14 protein-coding genes are annotated in these 18,420 nt (G+C 70.3%); 6 read left to right on the plus strand and 8 right to left on the minus strand.

Annotated features, from left to right (window positions below; genetic code table 11):
- Window positions 1-45 precede the first annotated feature (45 nt).
- The 3 genes from nth to ABZV34_RS07585 all read left to right on the plus strand — a co-directional run bounded on the left by nth (window position 46) and on the right by ABZV34_RS07585 (window position 3,152).
- Window positions 46-1,104 (plus strand): endonuclease III, encoded by a 1,059-nt coding sequence (gene nth, locus ABZV34_RS07575; RefSeq protein ID WP_356272350.1) that lies wholly within the window; start codon window positions 46-48, stop codon window positions 1,102-1,104.
- An 82-nt stretch (window positions 1,105-1,186) separates the two neighbouring features.
- A complete protein-coding gene (locus ABZV34_RS07580; RefSeq protein ID WP_356272237.1) occupies window positions 1,187-1,939 on the plus strand; it encodes a CoA pyrophosphatase in 753 nt (250 codons plus the stop codon).
- A gap of 13 nt (window positions 1,940-1,952) precedes the next feature.
- On the plus strand, window positions 1,953-3,152 hold the full coding sequence (locus ABZV34_RS07585) for a MarP family serine protease (protein ID WP_356272239.1): 1,200 nt from the start codon (window positions 1,953-1,955) through the stop codon (window positions 3,150-3,152).
- 136 nt (window positions 3,153-3,288) lie between these two features.
- Here the strand turns inward: ABZV34_RS07585 and ABZV34_RS07590 are convergent, their stop codons facing one another.
- The 6 genes from ABZV34_RS07590 to ABZV34_RS07615 form a co-directional block, all read right to left on the minus strand.
- Window positions 3,289-3,468 carry a hypothetical protein gene (locus ABZV34_RS07590; RefSeq protein ID WP_356272241.1) on the minus strand — a complete coding sequence of 60 codons (180 nt, stop codon included), beginning with the start codon at window positions 3,466-3,468 and terminating at the stop codon, window positions 3,289-3,291.
- Window positions 3,469-3,630: 162 nt separating this feature from the next.
- Complete coding sequence (locus ABZV34_RS07595; protein ID WP_356272242.1) at window positions 3,631-4,581, minus strand: alpha/beta hydrolase; 951 nt, start codon at window positions 4,579-4,581, stop codon at window positions 3,631-3,633.
- Window positions 4,578-5,054, minus strand: coding sequence for a phage holin family protein (locus tag ABZV34_RS07600; protein WP_356272244.1), 477 nt, complete (start codon window positions 5,052-5,054; stop codon window positions 4,578-4,580). The genes ABZV34_RS07595 and ABZV34_RS07600 overlap by 4 nt, the downstream gene beginning before the upstream one ends.
- 67 nt (window positions 5,055-5,121) lie before the next feature.
- Window positions 5,122-6,531 (minus strand): Na+/H+ antiporter NhaA, encoded by a 1,410-nt coding sequence (gene nhaA, locus ABZV34_RS07605; protein ID WP_356272246.1) that lies wholly within the window; start codon window positions 6,529-6,531, stop codon window positions 5,122-5,124.
- Between the two features lie 253 nt (window positions 6,532-6,784).
- Window positions 6,785-8,785 carry an acetate--CoA ligase gene (gene acs / locus ABZV34_RS07610; RefSeq protein ID WP_356272248.1) on the minus strand — a complete coding sequence of 667 codons (2,001 nt, stop codon included), beginning with the start codon at window positions 8,783-8,785 and terminating at the stop codon, window positions 6,785-6,787.
- Window positions 8,786-9,346: 561 nt separating this feature from the next.
- A complete protein-coding gene (locus ABZV34_RS07615; protein ID WP_356272250.1) occupies window positions 9,347-11,788 on the minus strand; it encodes a SulP family inorganic anion transporter in 2,442 nt (813 codons plus the stop codon).
- Window positions 11,789-12,119: 331 nt separating this feature from the next.
- On the opposite strand from ABZV34_RS07615, the gene ABZV34_RS07620 reads away from it, so the two are divergent.
- Window positions 12,120-13,394 (plus strand): hypothetical protein, encoded by a 1,275-nt coding sequence (locus ABZV34_RS07620; RefSeq protein WP_356272252.1) that lies wholly within the window; start codon window positions 12,120-12,122, stop codon window positions 13,392-13,394.
- Here the strand turns inward: ABZV34_RS07620 and ABZV34_RS07625 are convergent.
- The gene (locus ABZV34_RS07625) at window positions 13,384-14,364 is read right to left on the minus strand and encodes an ATP-binding protein (RefSeq protein ID WP_356272254.1); all 981 of its coding nucleotides are present in this window, start codon (window positions 14,362-14,364) and stop codon (window positions 13,384-13,386) included. The two genes, ABZV34_RS07620 and ABZV34_RS07625, sit on opposite strands and share 11 nt — an antisense overlap.
- Window positions 14,365-14,465: 101 nt before the next feature.
- On the opposite strand from ABZV34_RS07625, the gene ABZV34_RS07630 reads away from it, so the two are divergent.
- Entirely contained in the window at window positions 14,466-15,290 is an 825-nt protein-coding gene (locus ABZV34_RS07630) for an oxidoreductase (RefSeq protein ID WP_356272256.1), read from the plus strand.
- A gap of 373 nt (window positions 15,291-15,663) precedes the next feature.
- Here ABZV34_RS07630 and ABZV34_RS07635 read toward each other — a convergent pair whose 3' ends face one another.
- Window positions 15,664-16,497, minus strand: a complete 834-nt coding sequence (locus tag ABZV34_RS07635) for an HAD-IB family hydrolase (RefSeq protein ID WP_356272257.1) — start codon at window positions 16,495-16,497, stop codon at window positions 15,664-15,666.
- A gap of 597 nt (window positions 16,498-17,094) precedes the next feature.
- Here ABZV34_RS07635 and ssd point away from each other — a divergent pair.
- Window positions 17,095-18,189: a septum site-determining protein Ssd gene (ssd, locus tag ABZV34_RS07640; protein ID WP_356272351.1), complete on the plus strand. Its 1,095-nt coding sequence runs from the start codon at window positions 17,095-17,097 to the stop codon at window positions 18,187-18,189.
- The last annotated feature ends 231 nt before the right edge of the window (window positions 18,190-18,420 follow it).

Raw genomic sequence — 18,420 nt, forward strand, 5'->3', positions numbered from 1 at the left:
GATGGAAGCACGAAAACGACAAAGGCGACAGAATCGGCGCCGGTGATACCGACGGCGAAGAAGGCGGCCAAAAAGGCGACAGCCACGACGAAGAAGGCGACGGCAACGGCCAAGAAGGTGACGGCGACGACCAAGAAGGCCACATCCTCGACGACCGCGGCGAAGAGGACCGCGGCGAAGGAGACGGCTGCCGTGAAGAAGGCGGCTGCCGTGAAGTCCGTCGCCAAGAAGGCGGTTCCCGCCAAAACCGTCGCCAAGAAGACGGCTGCCGCCAAAACCGTCGCCAAGAAGACGGCTGCCGCCAAAACCGTCGCCAAGAAGCCTCTCGTCGCCGAGCCGTCCACCGCCCTCGTCCGCGGAGCCCGCCGTATCAACCGCGAACTCGCCGAGGTGTACCCGTACGCCCACCCGGAACTGGATTTCGAGAACCCCTTCCAGCTGGTCGTCGCCACGGTGCTGTCGGCGCAGACGACCGACCTGCGGGTGAACCAGACGACCCCGGCGCTCTTCGCCAAGTACCCCACGCCCGAGGACCTCGCCGCCGCGAACCCCGAGGAGGTCGAGGAGATCCTGCGGCCGACGGGCTTCTTCCGGGCCAAGACCAAATCGGTGATAGGGCTCTCCAAGGTGCTGGCGGAGGAGTTCGGCGGCGAGGTCCCCGGACGTCTTGAAGACCTCGTCAGACTCCCCGGCGTGGGCCGCAAGACGGCCTTCGTGGTGCTCGGCAACGCCTTCGGACGTCCCGGCATCACCGTGGACACCCATTTCCAGCGGCTCGTACGCCGCTGGAAGTGGACCGACGAGACGGAGCCCGACAAGATCGAGGCCGCGGTCGGCGCGCTCTTCCCGAAGAGCGAGTGGACGATGCTCTCCCACCACGTGATCTTCCACGGCCGCCGTATCTGTCACGCCCGCAGACCAGCGTGCGGAGCGTGCCCCATCGCCCCGCTCTGCCCGGCCTACGGAGAGGGCGAGACGGACCCGGAGAAGGCGCGCAAGCTCCTGAAGTACGAGAAGGGCGGCTATCCCGGCCAGCGCCTCAACCCGCCGCAGGCCTACCTCGACGCGGGCGGCATTCCGGCACCCCCGCTGGGTGCCGGATGACGGCGAGCACGACACCGGCCGGTGTGGGGAGAACGGAACGGGGGTGGCTATGACACACGCGAGCGATACGCACAGCAGGCACATGGAGACGCACGACATCGACAGGTACGACGAGCCCGGCACCGACGGAACGCGCGGCGAGCCCGGCGCACACGCGACGCCCGGCGCCCCCGCGCTGGTGACCAAGGACGGCCTGCCCGCCTGGCTCGACCCGGTGGTGCACGCCGTCGAGACCGTGGAGCCGCTCCAGCTGAGCCGCTTCCTGCCGCCGGCCGACGGCGCGGGACGGCAGTCCGCCGTCCTCGTCCTCTTCGGCGAGGGTGCCCGCGGCCCCGAACTGCTCCTGATGGAGCGCGCCAGCTCGTTGCGCGCGCACGCCGGACAACCCTCGTTCCCCGGCGGCGCCCTGGACCCCGAGGACGGCGACCCGCAGTCCGACGGGCCGCTGCGGGCCGCGCTGCGCGAGGCCCAGGAGGAGACCGGACTCGACCCCGGCGGTGTCCAGATCTTCGGTGTCCTGCCGAGGCTGTACATCCCGGTGAGCGGCTTCGTGGTCACGCCCGTCCTGGGCTGGTGGCGCGAGCCGACCCCGGTCGGCGTGGTCGATCCGGCCGAGACGGCCCGGGTCTTCACGGTCCCCGTGGCGGATCTCACGGACCCCGCGCACCGCGCCACGACCGTGCACCCCAGCGGCCACCGAGGTCCGGCATTCCTGGTCGAATCGGCCCTGGTGTGGGGGTTCACCGCGGGGATCATCGACCGTCTGCTGCACTTCGCGGGCTGGGAGCTGCCCTGGGACCGCGAGAAGCAGGTCCCGCTCGACTGGCGCGCGTGACAGGGTGTCGTTCGTGAACGTGCTGGACATCCTGCTGCTGGTCGCCGCCGTGTGGTTCGCGATCGTGGGTTACCGACAGGGCTTCGTCGTCGGCATCCTGTCGGTGATCGGCTTTCTGGGCGGCGGTCTCGTCGCCGTCTACCTGCTCCCCGTCATCTGGGACGCCCTCACCGACGACGCCACGGTCAGTACGACCGCCGCCGTCGTCGCGGTGGTCGTCGTGATCGTCTGCGCCTCCGTCGGGCAGGCCCTCACCACACACCTGGGCAACAAGCTGCGCCGGTACATCACCTGGTCCCCGGCCCGCGCCCTGGACGCGACGGGCGGCGCCCTCGTCAACGTAGTCGCGATGCTCCTGGTCGCCTGGCTGATCGGCTCGGCCCTCGCGGGCACGACGCTGCCGACCCTCGGCAAGGAGGTCCGCGGCTCCAAGGTGCTGCTCGGCGTCTCGCGCGCGCTGCCCTCCCGGGCCGACACCTGGTTCGCGGACTTCTCCTCGGTCCTGGCGCAGAACGGTTTCCCCCAGGTCTTCAGCCCGTTCGCGAACGAACCGATCACCGATGTCCAGCCTCCCGACCCGGCGCTCGCGAACAGCCCCGTCGCCGTCCGAGCCCGGAATTCCATCGTCAAGGTGATGGGGACCGCGCAGAGCTGCGGCAAGGTCCTGGAGGGCACCGGCTTCGTCTTCGGCAACCGCCGGGTGATGACCAACGCGCACGTGGTCGGCGGCGTCGACGAGCCCACCGTCCAGATCGGCGGCGAGGGCAGGAAGTACGACGCCAAGGTCGTCCTGTACGACTGGCAGCGCGACATCGCCATCCTCGACGTGCCGAACCTGAACGCGCCCGCCCTGCGGTTCACCACCCAGGACGCGGGCAGCGGCGACAACGCCATCGTTGCCGGCTTCCCGCAGAACGGCGCGTACAACGTCCAACCCGCGCGTGTGCGCGGCCGGATCACGGCCAACGGTCCGGACATCTACCATCGCAAGACCGTGCGCCGCGACGTCTACTCGCTCTACGCGACCGTCCGTCAGGGAAACTCGGGCGGCCCCCTGCTGACGCCGGACGGCAAGGTGTACGGCGTGGTCTTCGCGAAGTCACTCGACGACGCCAACACCGGATACGCCCTCACCGCCGACGAGGTTCAGCCGGACGTCACCCAGGGGCGTTCGGCCAACCAGCAGGTCGACAGCGACAGCTGCGCGCTCTGACGGCGGCCGCCGACCCCTCCGCCGGTCGCCGCGTCCGCCACACCGCTACGGCGTTCGGGACGGCCCTGGGGCCGACCGGAGCGTTCGGGTGATCGGAGTGAGCGGGTCGCCGGGGGTGGCGGCGGTTGGCGGCGGTTCAGCCGCGTGGATGGCGCAATCGCACCGAGACCCAACGGGCCCGACGGCGCAGAATGCGCGGGATTCCCACCGGGAGGCCCGTGCCCGGAAGCTGCGGGGTGCCCCTCTGATGGGAGCTCAGGCCCGTGGCCGAGCGGCGGTTGCGTGGTGCGTCACTGTAGTCGTGCGTCCAGCCCATACCCCGACGTGTGCCCCTGCCCCAAGGTCGATAACCGCGCCCCGGGCCCTCAATTGGCCTATGCGCGAGGCATTTGGCTGTTCGTCGGACAGACGTTCCCCTTCGCGTACCGGGCGCGATCGGGCGGTCACCGGAGGGTGTTGGCGGCTGGCCGAAAATGACCTACCGGTCGGGCTCGGGATCCTTCAGCCAGTTGACGAGTTCGGTCGAGAACGCCACCGGGTCCTCTTCGTGGGGGAAGTGCCCGAGACCGTCGAACAGCCGCCAGCGGTACGGCGCTTCGACGTACTCCCCGGAACCCGCGGCGCTCCGTGTCCGCATGACGGGGTCGAGCGAGCCGTGCAGATGCAGTGTCGGCACCCGAACGGGTCGTTTCATACGCCGGTTGAACTGGATCCCGTCCGGGCGGGCCATGGACCGCACCATCCACCGGTACGGCTCGACGGAGCAGTGCGCCGTGGAGGGGATGCACATGGCGCGGCGGTACGTGTCCACGGCCTCGTCGTCCGGCAGCCGCGGCCCCGACCACTCCCGCAGCAGACGGCCCACCAGGGCACCGTCGTCCGCGACGAGTTGACGCTCGGGAATCCAGGGCCGCTGGAACCCCCAGATGTACGAACTCGCGGAGGTCTGCCTGACGTCGGAGAGCATCGCCGAGCGCCAGCGCCGGGGATGCGGCATCGAGGAGACGACGAGCCGGCGCACCAACTTGGGGCGCATCACGGCCGCCGTCCACGCCAGGTATCCGCCCAGGTCGTGCCCGACCAGCGCGGCGTCGGGCTCGCCGAGGGACCGTACGACCCCGGTGATGTCGAGCGCGAGGTTGGCGGGGTCGTAACCGCGCGGTGTGCGATCGCTCCCGCCGACACCCCGCAGATCCATGGCCACGGCCCGGAACCCGGCGTCGGCGAGCGCCACCAGCTGCCGGCGCCAGGTCCACCAGAACTGGGGGAACCCGTGCAGCAGCAGGACCAGTGGCCCGTCGCCCATCTCGGCGATGTGGAAGCGCGCGCCGTTGGCGGCGACGTCCCGGTGGGTCACCTCTTGGGCGCCGGGGATGCCGAGGCGTACGACCGAGGTGGGGTGCGCCGAAGGTGTGGCGGGGTCCGTCATGAGGATGAGCGTGCCACAGCTTCCAGGGCGTCCTCGACCGGTGCCGGCCGGGGGTGCGGCCTGGCGTTCTGCAGGACGCCCGCCGTCTCCTTCACCGAAGCGGCGACCTTCTGCGGACCCTTGCCCTTCTTGGCCTTCTTCGCGAAGACCACACCGATCAGCGCGAGGACGGCGGCGACCAGCACATTCGCCGCGAACGACAGGACGAAGCAGATCGCGAGGTTCCAGTCGGTCCAGGTCCGGATGCCGTACGCCAGCGCGAAGCTCAGCATGGGGAGGGAGAAGATCAGCACCGCCCCGGCCGCCGCGAACGCGCCACCGCTGACCGCACCGCGCTTGACGTCCCGCTTGAGCTGCGCCTTCGCCAGTGCGATTTCGTCGTGCACCAGTGCGGACATCTCGGCCGTCGCCGAGGCGACCAGCTGACCGACGCTGCGTTCGGCGCCGACCGGGCTGCCGTCGGGTGCGCTCATCGCGGACTCCCTCTTCTGCATATGTGTACCGTCTGGCTTCTGCGGGTGTTTGTGTCGTCTGGTCAGATCATGCCGGACGGTCGTTCTCCTCGCCTGCCCCGCCCGTTACTTCGGCAAGCCTTCGGTGCTCGGCGGCCTTCCGTTCGTGGATCTCGGCCATCCGCAGGTGGTACGCCGGGTTGTCCTGCTCGTAGATGTCGGGGATGCCGTCGCTGTCCTCGTCGCGCTCCTCCGCCTCGCACAGCGCACGGTACTTGGCGTTGCGTACCTTCAGCAGTGCCGTGGCGAGTACGGCGGCGACGAGCGAGCCCACCAGGACGGCGGCCTTGACCTCGTCGGTGAGCACGGGGTCCTTGCCGAAGGCCAGTTCGCCGATGAGCAGTGAGACGGTGAAGCCGATTCCGGCGAGGCTCGCGACGGCGAAGACGTCGGGCCAGGCCAGGTCGTCGCTGAGTGAGGCCCTGGTGAACCGGGCCGTGAGCCAGGTGCCGCCGAAGACGCCGACGGACTTGCCGACCACGAGGCCGAGGACGACACCCAGCGTCTCGGGTCGCGTGAACACGTCCCCCAGCGCTCCGCCGGAGACCACGACACCCGCGCTGAACAGTGCGAACAGCGGCACGGCGAGTCCGGCGGAGAGGGGCCGCACGAGATGCTCCACGTGCTCGCCGGGCGAGTGCTCCTCGCCCTCGTGCCGGTGGCAGCGCAGCATCAGGCCCATGGCGACACCGGCGATGGTGGCGTGGACGCCGCTGTTGTACATCAGCCCCCAGATGGCGAGGGCGAGTGGCACGTACACATACCAGCCTCGTACGCCTTTGCGTAGGAGCACCCAGAACACGCCGAGCCCGGCGACGGCCCCGCCGAGCGCCGCGAAGTCGAGGGTGTCGGTGAAGAAGACCGCGATGATCAGGATCGCGAGCAGGTCGTCCACGACGGCGAGGGTGAGCAGGAAGGCGCGCAGGGCGGACGGCAGGGATGTGCCGATGACCGCGAGCACGGCGAGTGCGAAGGCGATGTCGGTGGCGGTGGGCACGGCCCAGCCGGCGAGGGATCCCTCGCCGGCGGCGTTGGTGAGGGCGTAGACGAGCGCGGGTACGGCCATTCCGCAGACCGCCGCGGCGACCGGCAGCAGCGCGGCCTTCGGATCGCGCAGGTCCCCCGCAACCAGTTCGCGCTTGAGTTCGATACCGGCGACGAAGAAGAACACGGCGAGCAGCCCGTCGGCCGCCCAGTGCCGCACGGACAGGCCCAGCCCGAGGGCCGCGGGCCCGAAATGGAAGTCGCCCACGGCGGCGTAGCTGTCCCGCAGGGGAGTGTTGGCCCAGACCAGCGCCGCGATCGCGGCGACGAGCAGGAGTACGCCGCCGACGGTCTCGGTGCGCAGCGCCTCCGCCACGAAGTTCCGCTCGGGCAGGGACAGCCGCCCGAAGAACCTGCGGTTGCTGGTGGTGCTGCTCGGACGGGGCGCGGCCACGGCGGGGACCTCCGGGTCGGTACGACTCGCTGACGACCGTCAGGCGGGGTCGCCGACGACGTTGCCGACCAGACTTCCCGGCACACCCTGAGGCCTCAGTTTACCTTGTCATTACAGCCCGATAATGCGCTATACGGACATTTGGTGTGGAGGTGTTCCCGGGGAGGGTGTGGGCGCACAAGGGTGGGCGCACGGGTGTGGGGGCACACGTGGTGCCCCCACACCCGGAGGCGGAGCGGGAGGGAGGGGTTCCTCAGTCCTCGCTGGGTGCCGCCGGCAGCTTCTCCTGGATCAGCTCCATCACCGTGGAGTCCGTGAGGGTCGTGACGTCACCCAGTTCGCGGTTCTCGGCGACGTCACGCAGCAGGCGGCGCATGATCTTGCCGGACCGGGTCTTGGGCAGTTCGGCGACCGGGAGGACCCGCTTGGGCTTGGCGATCGGGCCGAGGGTCGCGCCGACGTGGTTGCGCAGGTCGGCCACGAGCCCTTCGTCGTCGGCGGACGCCGTGCCGCGCAGGATGACGAACGCGACGATGGCCTGCCCGGTCGTCTCGTCCGCCGCGCCCACGACCGCCGCCTCGGCGACCGACGGATGCGACACGAGCGCCGACTCGACCTCCGTGGTCGAGATGTTGTGCCCGGACACGAGCATGACGTCGTCGACCCGGCCGAGGAGCCAGATGTCCCCGTCATCGTCCTTCTTGGCGCCGTCCCCGGCGAAGTACTTGCCCTCGAAGCGCGACCAGTACGTGTCGAGGTACCGCTGGTCGTCGCGCCAGATCGTCCGCAGCATCGACGGCCACGGCTCGGTCAGCACGAGGTACCCGCCGCCACCGTCGGGGACCTCCCGGGCGTCGTCGTCGACGACCGTCGCCGAGATGCCGGGCAGCGGCCGCTGGGCCGACCCCGGCTTGGTCTCGGTGACCCCAGGCAGCGGCGAGATCATCATCGCGCCGGTCTCGGTCTGCCACCACGTGTCCACGATCGGCGTCCGGTCCGCCCCGATGTGCTTGCGGTACCAGATCCAGGCCTCGGGGTTGATCGGCTCACCGACGGACCCGAGGACTCGCAGCGAGGACAGGTCGAACTTCGCGGGGATGTCGTCGCCCCACTTCATGAACGTACGGATCGCGGTGGGCGCGGTGTAGAGAATCGTCACCCCGTACTTCTGCACGATCTCCCAGAACCGCCCCTGGTGCGGGGTGTCCGGCGTCCCCTCGTATATCACCTGTGTCGCACCGTTCGAGAGCGGTCCGTACGTGATGTACGAGTGCCCGGTGACCCAGCCGATGTCGGCCGTGCACCAGTACACGTCGGTCTCCGGCTTGAGGTCGAAGACGGCGTGGTGGGTGTACGAGGCCTGCGTGAGATAGCCGCCCGAGGTGTGCAGGATGCCCTTCGGCTTTCCCGTCGTCCCGGACGTGTACAGGATGAACAGCGGCTGCTCGGCGTCGAACGCCTCCGGCGTGTGCTCGGTGGACTGGCGGTCGACGATCTCGTGCCACCAGACGTCGCGGCCCTCGGTCCACTCGACCTCCTGCCCGGTACGGCGTACCACCAGCACCTTGTCGACCCCGTCGACCCGGCTCACCGCGTCGTCCACGGTCGGCTTGAGCGCGGACGGCTTGCCGCGGCGGTAACCGCCGTCGGAGGTGATGACCAGCTTGGCGTCGGCGTCCTGGATGCGGGTGGCGATCGCCTCCGCGGAGAACCCGCCGAAGACGACCGAGTGCGCGGCTCCGATCCGGGCGCAGGCCAGCATCGCGACGACGGCCTCGGGGATCATCGGCAGATAGACGGCGACCCGGTCGCCCTTGCCCACACCCAGCTCGGTCAGGGCGTGGGCGGCCTTTGACACCTCGTCCTTCAGCTCGGCGTAGGTGATCGCGCGGCTGTCGCCCGGCTCGCCCTCGAAGTGGAGGGCGACGCGGTCACCGTTCCCTGCTTCCACGTGCCGGTCCACGCAGTTGTACGCGACGTTCAGCTTCCCGTCGGCGAACCACTTGGCGAACGGCGGGTTCGACCAGTCCAGTGTCTCGGTCGGCTCGGTGGCCCAGGTCAGGCGGCGGGCCTGCTCGGCCCAGAAGCCGAGCCTGTCAGCCTTGGCCTGCTCATACGCCTCCGCGGTGACATTGGCGTTCGCCGCCAGGTCGGCGGGCGGCGCGAACCTGCGCTCTTCCTTCAGCAGGTTGGCCAGGCTTTCGTTGCTCACGACATCTCCCTTTCCCAGGGTGTCCGTTGTGTCCCAGGCCACAGCTCATCAGACCAGGGGCCTCGATGACAAGGGCCGATCTCAAATTGGTTTAGACCTATTGGGGGCCTGGGCTTGTCCGGCGGTCTCTCAGTGTTCCTTCAGTGATTCTTCTGCGTCCTTCAGGGGTGCGCCTCGGACCGGGAACCGAGCGGTCGACAGGGGACCGGCTCGGCACCGGCGCCGCTTCCGCTCCGGGTCCGCTGTCGCGCGGCGGCGGCTTAGTACCCCGAGGCACGGACGGCCCCATGTCCGGGTTCACTCGACGACGCACGCCGGCAACGAAGGCGGCGCGGACCGGAACACGTTCGGACGGGCACGAGATCGGCCCCGGCGAGCGGCGCGGAGGCCGGTCGGGTGGAGGCTGGTGGCATGGCGACCCGTGCGTGAAGACCGGTCTGGCGGAGGTCGGTGGCATGGCGACCGGCGGCGCGGCGCGCCGGCGCATACGCGCGCCGACGGGCGCGTCGCAGCTCAGCCGAATACACCCGTTCGGCCCGCGCTCCACAGGGCCCGGCATGTGGTGCGCGGCCCCGTCGACCGGGGCCGCGCACCACGGCGGGGTCACGCGGGACGGCGCAGATCCTCCGCCGCTCCGACGTCATCGAACAGCTCGTCGCCGTCACGGTCGACCAGCAGGTACGCCTGCGCCTCGCCGACGTGGAAGTACATCCCGTGCAGATCGAGCGCGCCCTCGCGCAGTGCCCGTGTCACGGAGTCGTGGGCCCGGAGATGCTCCAACTGCTGCACCACGTTGGTCAGACACAGCTGTTCCACCGCGTCGGCCGGTGCCCGTCCGGCGAGCTTGGCCCACGGCCGCTCCCTGGCGGCCATCCGCTCCAGGCTCGGCAGCCCGTGCCGCAGCCACCGCTTGAGGGGCGTCTGCGCTCCGCCGGGCTCCGAGTTCAGCAGGGCCTGCATCGCCCCGCATCCCGAGTGCCCGCACACCGTGATGGACCGCACATGCAGCACGTCCACCGCGTACTCGATCGCCGCGGCCACCGAATCGTCGCCGCTCTCCTCCCCGGGCTTCGGTACGAGGTTGCCCACGTTGCGGACGACGAAGAGGTCGCCGGGGCCGCTTGAGGTGATCATCGAGGTGACGAGCCGTGAGTCGGCGCAGGTCAGGAACAGCTGCGACGGTCGCTGCCCCTCTCGTGCCAGCCGCGCCAGCTCGTCCCGCACCAGCGGAGCGGTGTTGCGCTGGAACGCGCTGATCCCACGGGCGAGTTGATGGTCACCGTGTCCGCGATGATCGCCCGGCCCGCTCCGCGCGGAGGAACCCACCGCGTCGCCCGGCCCGCCTGAGTCACCGGACCCGCCCGGCCCGACCGGTGCACTCGACGCGCCCGGCCGGCCACCGGGGGACACGGACTGCGGGTTGGTGGAGGGCTCGCAGTGGTGGTTGCGCCACGGTGTCCAGGGCCGGCAGCGGCAGTGCGACGAGTCCGACGGCTCGGCGATCCGGCCGCCGGTCCGTCCGGTCAGCTCGACCGTGCCGCCCTGTGCGCAGTGCGCCTGCTGCCAGTCCTGCAGCGACTCGTACGCCGCGTGGTCCATGAACGAACCGTCCAGCTCGACGACGGCGGAGGTGCCTCGGGGCACCAGATGCAGGATGCGGCTGAGCCTGGGCACCGCGAGGAAGGTCAACTGGCCGCATACATGGATGTGATGGACTCCCCCTCTCTCTTCGTGTGTGATGCGGGTGCGCGCGAGGCGGTGCATGGCGACGACGACGGCCACGGCGATCCCCAGGGCAACGCCCTCCAGGACGCCGAGGACCACGACACCGAGTGTGGTGACCGCGTACACCACTGCCTCGCGATGGCGGGTGACCGTGCGGATGTGGTGCAGGGAGACCATCTGGATGCCGACTGCCATCACCAGGGCGGCGAGCGACGCGAGGGGGATCAGCTCCAGGATCGGGACCATCAGCAGCGCGGCGATCACTACGAAAACGCCGTGCAGCATCGTGGAGTTCCGGCTCACGGCACCGGCTTGCACGTTCGCCGAACTGCGGACGGCGACTCCGGCGACGGGCAGCCCGCCGAGCGCGCCGGAGACGGCGTTCGCGGCGCCCTGCCCGAGGAGCTCGCGGTCCAGACGGGAGCGACCCACCCGGGCCTGCAGGTCGGGCCGTGCGGACACCAGTTTGTCCACGGCCACGGCGCCGAGCAGCGACTGCACACTGCACACCAGCGTGGTGGTGAGGACGGCGGCGGCGATTCCGAGCACCGGCCCGTCGGGCAGCCCGGCCAGGGCGTGACTGCTCCAGGACGGCAGGTCGACCTTGGGCAGGACCAGCCCGGCGAGCGAGGCGGTCGCGGTGGCCCCGGCGACGGCGACGAGCGCGGCCGGAATGGTGCGCAGGACGTGTCCTGCCCGGCCGGGAATCCGCGGCCAGGCGAACAGGAGCGTCAGTGTCAGCAGGCTCATCGACACCGCCCCGGGATGTACGCGCGCCAACTGGGCGGGCAGCGCGCGGAAGTTCTCGAGCACGGAACTCTGCGGGATGCCGCCCAGTACGACGTGCAACTGGGCGACGGCGATGGTCACGCCGATCCCGGCGAGCATGCCGTGCACGATCGCGGGGCTGACGGCGAGCGCCGTGCGGGCCACGCGCAGACAACCGAGGCCCAGTTGGGCGATTCCGGCGAGGACGGTGATGGCGCAGGTCGTGCGCCATCCGTAGCGGTGGATGAGCTCGGCGGTGACGACCGTGAGCCCGGCGGCGGGCCCGCTCACCTGGAGCGGTGAACCCCCGAGCCGGCCGGCGACGAGTCCGCCCACGGCGGCGGCGACGAGGCCCGACTGGAGCGGGGCGCCGGTGGCGAGGGCGATACCCAGGGACAGAGGCAGCGCGATCAGGAAGACCGCGATCGATGCCGACACATCGGCGCCCGCGATACGGAATCGGCGGGGCGGAATCGGCGGGCGGTTGTGGGGCGGGTGGTTGCGCTTCGGCCGAGTCGAGTCGGCGGCGCGGGTGGGGACGCAGGCAGACATTCCCGTCTCCTCCGGGGCGGCGCGGTCGCGGAACAGGTGGTCCCCCAGCCAGGGAGGCGGGGGCGGATCGCGGCCGTGGGTCACGGCGTGCAGCGGCGGGATTTTCAACGCTCGGTAAATAGATCGTAATGCAGAGTAAAGGCTTTGTGTGGACGTTAGTCGCAAATGGGGCAAGAAGTCACCCCCGTGGGTGAACGGGCCTTTCTATCGGCTTGTCGTATTTATTCGGTCTCGGCCTCGTGCGACCTTGGCGGCGCTGTCGGTATTCGCTGCAGATCCCCGGGACGCCCTCGGCGGCGTTGCCCCGATCGAAGGAAGAAGGTGGGCGGAGATGGCCGCCACCCAGAGGATCGCCGCGGGGGTAGCACTCACCGCGGCCTGCGCGGCGGCGCTCGCCGGTTGCGCCATCGGTACCACCGGTTCCAAGGAGGGTGCGCACGGCGCGAAGGGAGCCGCCGCGGGGGCGCCGGCACCTCAGGGCGCCGCCCGTCTCATCGGTGACGGCTCCACCGCGTACACCGGGGCGCAGCCGCGCCTGCCCGCACCCGAGAAGCTGAAGCGCGGCCAGAAGCCCCCGCAGTTCGTGGTCTTCTCGTGGGACGGCGCAGGCGAGGACAGCCAGAAACTCTTCTCGCACTTCCGGAAGGTCGCCAAGGCCAACCGGGCGACGATGACGTACTTCCTGAGCGGCGTGTACCTGCTGCCGGAGGCCAAGCGCGACCTGTACAGGCCTCCGGAGCACTCGCCGGGTACCTCGGAGATCGGCTTCAACGACGACGAGGGCATCAGGAACACCCTGCAGCAGCTGCGCGGCGCGTGGCTGGAGGGCAACGAGATCGGTACGCACTTCAACGGCCACTTCTGTGGGCCGGAGGGCGGCGTCGGTGAGTGGTCGGTCGAGGAGTGGAAGAGCGAGATCGCCCAGGCGAAGTCGTTCGTGAAGTCCTGGAGGACCAACACGGGCATGAAGGGTGCCCCGTCGCTGCCCTTCGACTACGACAAGGAGCTCATCGGCGGCCGCACGCCCTGCCTGGAGGGCCAGAAGAACTTCGTGAAGGCGGCCCGGCAGCTGGGCTTCCGCTACGACACCAGCGGTGTCGACAACCAGGTCTGGCCCAGGAAGAAGGACAACCTGTGGGACCTGTCCATGCAGCTCGTGCCCTTCGTCGGGCACTCCGGCGAGCAGCTCACCACGGATTACAACTTCATGGTCAACCAGTCGGGGACCCAGACCCAGGGGGACCCCGCCAAGCGGGCGACCTGGGGCAACCAGGTACGTGACAGCCTGCTCAAGGGCTTCCGGCGCGCCTACAACGGCAACCGTGCCCCGCTGGTCATCGGCAACCACTTCGAGTCCTGGAACGGCGGCACGTACATGCGCGCCCTCGACCAGGTGATCGAGAACGTCTGCAACAAGCCAGGCGTCCGCTGCGTCTCGTTCCGCCGCCTCGCCGACTGGCTCGACGCCCAGGACCCGGCCACGCTCGACAAGCTGCGCGGCCTCGACGTCGGCGAGGCCCCCAAGCAGGGCTGGGCGTCCTTCTTCTCCGGGCGCCCCGCCCCCGCCCCGAAGGGCGTCCCCGGAGCGCCGGCGGTCAAGCCGTAGCCACCAGCTCCTCGCCGAGTACGAAACCGGGGTCGACCTGCGCCGCCAGGTCCGCCCCGGTCCTCTCGTTGCCCCAACTGCTCGCGTTCTTCAGGTGGAAGTGCACCATCTGGCGCGTGTAGCGCTTCCAGTCCCGCAGCTCGTACGTGGCGTCCGCAGCGGCCTGGAGGGCCCGCAGGGACTGGCGGTTGGTGTCCTCCAGGTACTCGAACCGGGGCGGGCGGCCCTTCTCCATGGCGCGCACCCAGTCCGAGTGTCCGACCGTGACCAGGAGGTCGTCACCGACCTCGGCGCGCAGGAAGTCGATGTCGTCCTGGCTCTGCACCTTGTTGCCGACGACCTTCAGGGCGACTTTGAAGTCGCGGGCGTAGTCCCTGTACTGGCGATAGACGGAGACTCCCTTCCGGGTCGGCTCGGCGACGAGGAACGTCATGTCGAAGCGGGTGAACATGCCGGACGCGAAGGAGTCCGAGCCCGCCGTCATGTCGACGACCACGTACTCACCCCTGCCGTCGACGAGGTGGTTCAGGCAGAGCTCCACCGCGCCGGTCTTGGAGTGGTAGCAGGACACTCCGAGATCGGCCTCGGTGAACGGGCCGGTGACCATCAAACGGGCGTCGCCGCTGTCGAGTTCCACCGGCCGTGCGCAGGCGTCGTACACCGGATTGTTCTCGCGCACCCGCAGCAGCCGTGAACCCTCGCCGGGCGGGGTCGTCTTGATCATCGTCGCGGCGGAGGCGATCCGTTGGTTGGAACCGCGCAGGTAGTCCTTGATCAGGGGCAGCCGCGCACCCATGGCGGGCAGTGCGACAGCCACCTCCTCGTCGAGTCCGAGCGCCGCCCCGAGGTGCTGGTTGATGTCCGCGTCCACCGCGACGACCGGCGCGCCCGAGGCGGCAAGATGGCGGATGAACAGGGCGGACAGCGTGGTCTTGCCGCTGCCGCCCTTCCCCACGAAAGCAATTTTCATGTTCACCAAGAGTAGTGGACTGATAGCTCAGAGTGCTCATGTGGGGTGAAGAAGACCACTCCTTCGTGGGGCGGGCGGCAGGGGTGCGTAGTGTCGTACTCATGAGTACGACAGGCGCGACCGCCGATCCGCTCGCGACCCTGGCCTCGCTGCCCGGGGTGGCCGAATCCGTGGAGTCCGTCCGCAAGGCGGTGGACCGGGTCTACGGGCACCGGGTCATGCGACGTCGCAGCAACGAGATCACCGCCGAAGCCGCGCTGCGTGGCGCGCGTGGCTCCGCGGCGCTGTCCGGCGCCGACTGGGCCCTCGAAGAGGTGCGCCGCCGCACCGACTTCAGCGGGGACGACGAGGCCCGCAAGGTCGGCGCGGCCCTCCGGCTGACCGCCGAGTCGGGCCAACTTCTCTCCATCTGGCGGCAGTCGCCCCTCCGGGTGCTGGCGCGACTGCATCTCGTCGCGGCCGCGGACGGGGAGGACGCGGTCGGCCGGCCGCGCCAGGACGGCGAACCCGTCGACGAGCCGCTCGTCGAACTGCCGCTGCCGGGCGCCGCCGAGGTGGCGGGCCGGCTGGAGGGGCTCTCTCAGCTGATCATCGCCGGTGGTGCGGCGCCGGCACTGGTCACGGCGGCCGTCGTGCACGGCGAACTGCTCGCCCTGCGCCCCTTCGGGACCCATAACGGCCTGGTCGCGCGCGCGGCCGAGCGCATCGTGCTGATCGGCAGTGGCCTGGACCCGAAGTCCGTCTGTCCGGCGGAGGTCGGTCACGCCGAACTGGGCCGCGCGTCCTATCTGGCGGCTCTGGAAGGCTACGTCTCCGGGACCCCGCGGGGTATGGCGGCGTGGATCGCCCACTGCGGCGAGGCGGTCGGACTCGGGGCCAGGGAGTCGACGGCCGTCTGTGAGGCGCTTCAGCGCGGGGCGGCCTAGGTTCTGGCACAGGGTTGCGGCGGTACGAGGTCTCGTACCGCCGCTGGCATGCCCACCGGGTTACCAAGCGTCCTCGATGTACTGCCCATCAGGTCGGGAACTGCTGCCCGTCACCTGGTGCGGCTGGCCCGTAATCGACGGGTCGACGTCGCGTGGGTGCCTGGTGTACATGCTCGGTCCGTGGGGCCTTGGTTGAGTTTTAAGGTGATCCTTTCGGATGTCCTTGGTCTCGCGGGCCGTTAAACCCTTTGTACTCCAGGTCCGGAGGAAGTGGAACCCCTGGCCGCACTTCTTTACTTTTAGGTTCAAAGGCCTGTGAATCGGGCGGGAATCGCGCCGCACGCGCACGCGTGACGCCCCGCGTGCGACGCCCTCACAGGGCCGTGGCGCGCCGCCTGCTCGCGTACCAGACGAGTCCCGCCGTGGCCGCCGCCGCTCCTATCGCCGCGGCCGCGACGAGCGCTGGACGCTGCGGTACCGACAGTGCGGGCAGCCGCTGCTTGAGCCGTACCGGACGGTGGAAGTCCAGAACGGGCCATCCGCGCGCGGCTGCCTCGCGCCGCAGCGTGCGGTCCGGATTCACCGCGTGGGGGTGACCGACGGACTCCAGCATCGGGATGTCGGTGGCCGAGTCGCTGTACGCGTAGCACCGCGCCAGGTCGTACCCCTCGGACGCGGCCAGCTCCTTCACCGCCTCGGCCTTCGTCGGCCCGTAGGCGTAGTACTCCACCTCTCCGGTGAAGCAGCCGTCCGTGCCCACGACCATCCGGGTGGCCACCACCCGGTCCGCGCCGAGCAGCTCCCCGATGGGCTCCACCACTTCCGCCCCCGACGTGGACACGATCACGACGTCGCGTCCGGCGGTGTGGTGCTCCTCGATGAGCGAGGCGGCCTCGTCGTAGATGATGGGGTCGATCAGATCGTGCAGCGTCTCCGCGACGATCTCCTTGACCTGCTGGACGTTCCAGCCGCGACAGAGCGCGGACAGGTAGGCGCGCATCCGCTCCATCTGGTCGTGGTCAGCGCCGCCCGCCATGAACACGAACTGGGCGTATGCCGTACGCAGCACGGCCCGGCGGTTGATCAGTCCGCCTTGGTAGAACGACTTGCTGAACGTGAGCGTGCTCGACTTCGCAATGACCGTCTTGTCCAGGTCAAAGAAGGCTGCTGTGCGAGGCAAGGAGTGGTTTTCCACGAGCCCGAGCATAGGCGCCCGCCATTCGGGCTACTGTGGTGCGCGTGGGTTTGCCTGAGAGGCCTCTCGGGTACACCATGGAAGTCACGGATCGTTCGCGACCGTGCTAACCCGGTCCGACTCCTCCCCCCCCGAGTCGGCCGTGGGGACGACCCCCGCTCTCCCCCCCGGCGGGGGTCGTCGCATGTCCGGATGGGTTTTTCCCCCTCTCTTGCGCGGCCCTGAAACCCTGTTGCCACCGCTGCGGCGGGCCCTTCGGCATGCCCACATTCGGTCACTGTGTGTAGCCGTTGCGCTGCTCTGCGGAAGTCGCGCACAGGTCTCCGGTATGAGTGAAGGCGATATTCACAACCACTGAGTTGTCCACAGTTATCGACCAAGATCCACACGATTTCCTGGATCGCTGCACCGTGATTCCAGCGCGTCCCGCTCGCGGCGAGTTCCTCGCGGCAAGTTCACGGCCGGTTCCGTTTGCGGGACGCGTTCGGCCGGTTCGTATCGGCCGTTCATATGGAGGCCGCTCGCCGGTTCTCCGTACGGGCGGGAATCGCGGGTCCGCAGGGAACGCTGCGGGCTCCGCGCAGGGAGCAGCGAAGGGGGCTGGAGATCGTGGCGGGAGCCATCACACACGACGTGCCGCCCGCCGCCGACGGGCGGCAGGGCGGACCATTGATCGTCACGGAGGACGTCGAACTCCTCGATGACCTGCTGCGCCTGTGCGCGGCGGCGGGTGCGAGGCCGGAGGTGCACCACGGTGTGCCGGAGCGCGGAGGCGGCTGGGAGGCGGCACCGCTGGTGCTGGTCGGCGACGACGCCGCGCGGCGGGTGCGGGGGGCCGTGCGCAGGCGCGGAGTGGTTCTGGTCGGGCGGGACCAGGACGACTCGGGCGTCTGGCGGCGGGCCGTGGAGATCGGCGCCGACCATGTCCTGATGCTGCCCGACGGTGAGCAGTGGCTGGTCGACCGCATCGCCGACGTGGCCGAGGGCGTGGGCCGGCCCGCGCTCACGGTGGGCGTGATCGGCGGTAGGGGCGGCGCGGGAGCGTCCACGCTGGCCTGCGCGCTCGCCGTCACCTCGGCGCGCGAGGGACGCCGCACCCTGCTCGTGGACGCCGATCCCCTGGGTGGCGGACTCGATGTGCTGCTCGGCGGAGAGGCGGTGGAGGGCCTGCGCTGGCCGTCGTTCGCCGCTTCCCGCGGCCGGGTCGGCGGCGGCGCGCTGGAGGAGTCCCTGCCCGAACTGCACGCGCTGCGTGTTCTCAGCTGGGATCGCGGTGATTCCGTCGTCATCCCGTCGCAAGCGGTCCGCGCTGTTCTGGCCGCGGCCAGACGGCGTGGCGGCGCGGTGGTCGTCGACCTGCCCCGCCGTGTCGACGACGGCGTCGCGGAGGCCCTCGCCCAGCTCGACCTCGGACTGTTGGTGGTCCCCGCCGACCTGCGCGCGGTCGCGGCGGCCGGCCGGGTGGCGTCCGCGGTCGGCATGGTCCTGCGGGATCTGCGGGTGGCGGTCCGGGGTCCCTACGCTCCGGGTCTCGACGACCGCGAGGTGGCCCGGCTGCTAGGGCTGCCACTGGTCGGTGAAGTGCCCGCCGAATCCCCGCCGCTGGACTCCGGTGTGCCACCCGGCGGAGCGGTACGGGGCCCGCTGGCCCGGTTCTGCACCGCCTTCTGGGAGCGCGTGGCGGGGGAGGGCGGGGTCGCGTGAACCGGGACACCGTTGCGAGGACGCGGCGAGTCGCGGCCCTGGGCGGAGCCATGACACCGGGCCGAGCCGAGGATCCGACAGGGCCGACACGACGGACGGAACCGCTTGGGCGGACAGGGCCTACGGGTCTGCCGGGGCCGCCAAGGCCGCCAGAACTGTCAGGCACGCCAGCCCGGAGACGTCCACCGGGCCCGCGAGGGGACACGGGGTCCCTGGGGCAGGGCGGGAAGG

This window comes from Streptomyces sp. NPDC005195 (genome assembly GCF_040608315.1).
GTDB classification, from domain to species: domain Bacteria; phylum Actinomycetota; class Actinomycetes; order Streptomycetales; family Streptomycetaceae; genus Streptomyces; species Streptomyces kaempferi.

What these genes read in the sequence shown, in the direction of transcription:
- ABZV34_RS07580 (WP_356272237.1), top strand. Translation starts at nt 1,187, where the DNA reads ATGGAGACGCACGACATCGACAGGTACGACGAGCCCGGCACCGACGGA.
- ABZV34_RS07590 (WP_356272241.1), bottom strand. Translation starts at nt 3,468, where the DNA reads ATGGGCTGGACGCACGACTACAGTGACGCACCACGCAACCGCCGCTCG.
- ABZV34_RS07595 (WP_356272242.1), bottom strand. Translation starts at nt 4,581, where the DNA reads ATGACGGACCCCGCCACACCTTCGGCGCACCCCACCTCGGTCGTACGC.
- ABZV34_RS07600 (WP_356272244.1), bottom strand. Translation starts at nt 5,054, where the DNA reads ATGAGCGCACCCGACGGCAGCCCGGTCGGCGCCGAACGCAGCGTCGGT.
- ABZV34_RS07615 (WP_356272250.1), bottom strand. Translation starts at nt 11,788, where the DNA reads ATGTCTGCCTGCGTCCCCACCCGCGCCGCCGACTCGACTCGGCCGAAG.
- ABZV34_RS07620 (WP_356272252.1), top strand. Translation starts at nt 12,120, where the DNA reads ATGGCCGCCACCCAGAGGATCGCCGCGGGGGTAGCACTCACCGCGGCC.
- ABZV34_RS07625 (WP_356272254.1), bottom strand. Translation starts at nt 14,364, where the DNA reads ATGAAAATTGCTTTCGTGGGGAAGGGCGGCAGCGGCAAGACCACGCTG.
- ABZV34_RS07630 (WP_356272256.1), top strand. Translation starts at nt 14,466, where the DNA reads ATGAGTACGACAGGCGCGACCGCCGATCCGCTCGCGACCCTGGCCTCG.
- ABZV34_RS07635 (WP_356272257.1), bottom strand. Translation starts at nt 16,497, where the DNA reads ATGCTCGGGCTCGTGGAAAACCACTCCTTGCCTCGCACAGCAGCCTTC.